Genomic DNA, 4,478 nt, shown 5'->3' with positions numbered 1-4,478 from the left:
GATCTCGGAAGAGCAGGCCCGTGAGTTCACCGGCTGATCGCAACGTATCGCTATTCGCTGCTAAGAGAGGCGCGGCAGCTTCTCCGTCAGCGTCCGCGCTGGGAAGGACGGGTCCCCTGATCTCCACATCGAGTTTGTTCCCTATCGATCTGAACGCGCCAGTCTTGGAACGAACGGCCAGGTGCTGCGTTGCTGTGTGTTTTACTGTATCAGGAATCCCGGAATGAATGAACTGCCGCAGGCGAACGTTGTCGCCCTCAACAACCCCGGAGGGCCCGTAGAGGATAGCCTCGAATTCGATTATCGGGATTTTTTCGAGAATGGCGCCGTTGCCCTCCATCTCATAAGCGCGGAAGGCTTTATCCTGCACGCCAACAAAGCCGAGCTGAACCTGCTTGGCTATCCTGCGGAGGATTATGTCGGTCGCCATATCGCCGACTTCTACCCGGACCGGGACATGATCGACGACATTTTAAGCCGGCTCACGCGAGGCGAGAACATCGCCCGACATCCGGCGCGGTTGCGGGCCTGCGACGGGTCGATCAAGCATGTCGAAATCACCTCGAGCGGCCATTTCCGCAACGGCAAGCTGGTCAACACCAGATGCTTCACAGTCGACGTGACTGATCTGGAACGGACCCGTACGGAACTCAGGCAGCACGACAACACCTATCACCAGATTCTCGACGGCCTTCCGGTCGCCATCTACACGACTGATCAGCATGGCACCATTACCTATTGCAATCGCGCTGCTGCCGATATGGCAGGACGGGAGCCCGCGATCGGCAAGGACAAATGGTGCGTGACGTTCAAGCTGTTTACGGCCGACGGCAAGGAACTGCCGCATGACGAGTGCCCCATGGCCATTGCACTGAAGGAAAACCGGCCGGTCCGAAACCAGCAGGCCGTTGCGCAGCGTCCCGACGGATCCTTTTTTCCGTTCCTGCCCTACCCCACGCCGCTACGGGATGAGCATGGCAATCTGATCGGTGCCGTGAACATGCTACTTGACCTGACCGACCGCCAGCGTGCCGAGGAGGCCAGGCAGCATCTGTCAGGGATTGTTGAATCCTCGTTCGATGCAATCGTCAGCAAGGATCTTAACACCATCATCAAGAGCTGGAACCAAGGTGCCGAACGCCTGTTCGGATATACCGCCGACGAAGCAATCGGCCAGTCGGTGACGATACTGATCCCGCCTAATCATCAGGACGRGGAGCCCCGCATCCTCGAGCGCATCCGACGTGGCGAGCGCGTCGACACCTACGAAACGATCCGGCAGCGCAAGGACGGAAGCCTAGTGCCGGTCTCGCTGACGATATCGCCGGTGCGTAATGCGACTGGCCAGATAGTTGGAGCATCGAAGATTGCCCGGGACATTACGTCGGCGAGGGAAAGCGAGCAACGCATCCGCATGCTGATGCGCGAGGTCAACCATCGGGTGAAAAACCAGTACTCGGTCATCCTGTCGATGATCCGCGAGACCAACAAGCGATCGGAGACGCCGAGGGAGTTTGAATCGCAGGTACGGGAGCGCATCATGGCGCTATCGAGATCCCACGACCTGCTTGTATCCGCCGATTGGAAGGGCGCCAGTATCAATGAACTCTTGGCGGCCCAAGCCCAGCCATTCCCGAGGGGTGACGTGATCGAAATGTCCGGCCCATCGTTGGTACTCGGGCCCAATGCGGTCCAGTATCTTGGCATTGCCTTCCACGAACTCGCGACCAACTCGGCGAAATATGGCGTGCTCTCAGGGGATGACGGCCAGATTTTAGTCACATGGACCATCACCGGTTCCGGAGCATCGCGGCGCTTTCATCTCACCTGGGCTGAAACAGATGGGCCGCACGTCCAGACCATCGGAAAGGGCGGCTTTGGAACCGTGGTCTTGAAGCGGGTTGCGCCCGCAGCGGTGGGTGGGCAGGGAAACCTTGAATACGGTCCCCATGGGATCACTTGGAGCTTGGAAGCGCCGTTGGCAGGCGTGGATGGTTCTGTTCCCAATCAGCACTAGAAGCACAATTTGCCGACAGTATTCGTCACTCGATTCGCTTGATGCGGCCCTTGTCGAGCCGGAAAACCCCCGTGTTCCCGCCCTGCTTTTCAAAGTCGGTCTGCAGGTCGTCCCACGTCCCCAGGAATTCGCCGCAATCGCTGCAGACGATCCTGGTATCGGGCTGGGCATCAGCCGGTATTCTCAGCCGGATGGTCAGGCAGCGCGGACATTCAAGGTTGTGGTTGAGGTATGAGGTGGTCATGGCAGAGGGCAATTTACGCAGCAATGGGCCGTTTGCAAGACCGCGACCAGCGGTCCGCTATGGACCCGCTTGGCGACTTGGCGCACAGTTCGCGCTCGGTGCTTGGGAGCGTCATTATGCTCAGGCGGCGTCTCCTGCCCGACAAACTGCTGATGGTGTCGTGGCTGTGGAAGTGCGCAACCACAATGTCACCAAGCCGGGCGTCAGTGGTGGTGTCGACAACGGCGGCTGAAATGTGCCGACACTGGTGCTCGGCCCGCTGGCGTCGTTAGCGCCTTCTCGGCTTCGGCGCAGTCCTCTATTCTCGGGTCAGTCTGGTAAGTTCGAAAGCCCGCGCCCCTCTGGGAGCGCGGGCCGATCGGAGGCCCGATCTTCAGCAGGCGATGGAGGGCACCAACCTGCCGCGCGGGATAACCTTTAGAGGTGGCTAATGTTCCATCAAGCCAGATGCAGGCATGCTACGGTCCTGACCGGCGCGAAGTTTCGACAGCTATCTAGCCACATGGGCCACGTTGCCTACCGCCCTGGGTCACCGTCAGAGGCTCATGAAGAAGCGCCCAACACGTTGTGTATGAACCGCCGATGTTGGGTTTTCCTTTCTGGCTGTCATTCTGGCGGTAGACCGCACCGCGACAGCAAGACCATTCGACACGGTGGAGGATGCCGCGGCGTTTAACCGGCTGATGGCTGGTATTGAGCACCCCGGCAACGCGGGGAATTGACTCGCTAACCGACTCGCGGAAGAGGACGTTTCTTAAGTCGCCCGGCTCGAACGCATTTGAAGAGTCCATCACGCTTTCGCCCGGTCAGGGAATATGCGAGATGACCATTCGTGCAACGACGGACGAAATACAGTTGGCAAAGCTCWCTACAATTCTGGATGGCTATTGCGAGCAGGCAGAGCGGGTAGGCATCCGGCGCGGCCGCACTTTGCGCTTCGGCTTATCGCCGTTTTCAGCGGGCGTATCGGCAGTCCAGACGATATCAGAGCGGCCCTTGATAGGGGCATCGAATGGTTTACTGACCAATCAATATTGGAGGGCTGCCCAGCCTCATTCGAATTGCTTGGGTTCAGAGGGCTGCGCTGGCCATCGCGGCCCTGGAACCGGGGAGCAGCAGCCGGCGACGCGCACCGGCGGTTTGGCAGGCCGGCTGTAGGGGAGCGACGACGCTTTCCATCAGGCTCGCTCATCAACCCTTCGGCGCGTCCCGTTCAAGATGCAACTCAATCTCTTCATGCTCTTCGATTAGCAGCAGCTTACCTTTCAGCGGGTTGCGCGAAATGATCACCAAATCGTCATCCTGATAGTCGGCTTCCCTCGCCATGCCTTCCTCAATCGGAACCTAATGTGCCGGCACAGCTTATTGGGGCATGAGCACTCGCGGAATCAACTTCCTCGACCGATGGTTGGCCAACAACGTTCCAGAGACGACGAAGGACGATGTCATCTCGGTCGATGAACTTACGCACAAGCTGATCGCCGACGCCAAGGCGCTCGGCATCAAGCGGGGCGAGATCGACGAAGAGGTCGACAGCCTCTACCGCACGATCCTCGACGCGATTGTGCATTACAATCCGGGGTTACCCGAATAGCCCTTGCTACCGACATTAAGACGAGCACATGTTTCCTTTATTTCGGCGAACATGTCGCAAATCGGAGATCGCCAAAACAGATCAAAACCTTTTCTCGCGTGTAGAAGCCGACGCTGTCTGGGAGGGCGGAAGTTGCACCTAGCCATATCGCATATTGGGGCCACTACCAGGCAACAACGCGGGTCCTGCAAAGCGGGCACTTGCTGGAGTGTTTGGTCGCCTCGTTAGGCCGGCAATGCAAACGCTACGTCAGGAAAAACTGTGCAAATAGCGATCGACCGAGGTTCAAGAGTTCGCTGGGCTTGTCTGCGGTGAAGTGACAGGCGATGAGAAACCCTGCCGCGACTGAGGCGAAAATGCCCGCGGTCTTAGCCAGCGCGTTGCTCGACGAACCTCATGGTCAGGGGCTGAAGGCGGAGGCGGCCTGCCGTGACAGCGATAGCGGTACTTCTTCGTCAGTGCAGATTTTTGGTAGTCTTCTTCATTTCGCGCTGCTCCTCGCTTTTCGGTCGGATGAAAACTGTTTGCGTTGGTGCGCCCTGTCAACTGCCGTGCTTAACGATGCCTTCGGAAGCCTCTCATCCCGATCCAGACTATCGACGAGGGCGACGACAGCTCTCGCC

5 protein-coding genes are annotated in these 4,478 nt (G+C 58.6%); 3 read left to right on the top strand and 2 right to left on the bottom strand.

Translation table 11 applies throughout. The annotated features are described in order from the left end of the window. Nucleotides 1-223 precede the first annotated feature (223 nt). The gene (locus AC1DX0_RS31640; protein WP_477358360.1) at nt 224-2,017 is read left to right on the top strand and encodes a PAS domain S-box protein; all 1,794 of its coding nucleotides are present in this window, start codon (nt 224-226) and stop codon (nt 2,015-2,017) included. Nucleotides 2,018-2,042: 25 nt separating this feature from the next. Here AC1DX0_RS31640 and AC1DX0_RS31635 read toward each other — a convergent pair whose 3' ends face one another. After that, the gene (locus tag AC1DX0_RS31635) at nt 2,043-2,261 is read right to left on the bottom strand and encodes a hypothetical protein (RefSeq protein WP_477223623.1); all 219 of its coding nucleotides are present in this window, start codon (nt 2,259-2,261) and stop codon (nt 2,043-2,045) included. A 1,191-nt stretch (nt 2,262-3,452) separates the two neighbouring features. Next, nucleotides 3,453-3,587, bottom strand: a complete 135-nt coding sequence (locus AC1DX0_RS31630; RefSeq protein WP_477223622.1) for a hypothetical protein — start codon at nt 3,585-3,587, stop codon at nt 3,453-3,455. A 46-nt stretch (nt 3,588-3,633) separates the two neighbouring features. Here AC1DX0_RS31630 and AC1DX0_RS31625 point away from each other — a divergent pair, with 46 nt between their 5' ends. Further along, nucleotides 3,634-3,855, top strand: coding sequence for a DUF768 domain-containing protein (locus AC1DX0_RS31625; RefSeq protein ID WP_477223621.1), 222 nt, complete (start codon nt 3,634-3,636; stop codon nt 3,853-3,855). Between the two features lie 326 nt (nt 3,856-4,181). Next, a partial coding sequence (locus AC1DX0_RS31620; protein WP_477358358.1) for a hypothetical protein occupies nt 4,182-4,478 on the top strand: 297 nt, incomplete at its 3' end.

Source organism: Mesorhizobium sp. P3_A9, from assembly GCF_056402975.1.
Note: the sequence above shows the minus strand (reverse complement) of the source record. Positions and strands in the feature narration are given on the sequence as shown.

Excerpts from the sequence above, each read along its gene's own strand:
- AC1DX0_RS31635 (WP_477223623.1), bottom strand. The coding sequence starts at position 2,261 with ATGACCACCTCATACCTCAACCACAACCTTGAATGTCCGCGCTGCCTG.
- AC1DX0_RS31630 (WP_477223622.1), bottom strand. The coding sequence starts at position 3,587 with ATGGCGAGGGAAGCCGACTATCAGGATGACGATTTGGTGATCATTTCG.
- AC1DX0_RS31625 (WP_477223621.1), top strand. The coding sequence starts at position 3,634 with ATGAGCACTCGCGGAATCAACTTCCTCGACCGATGGTTGGCCAACAAC.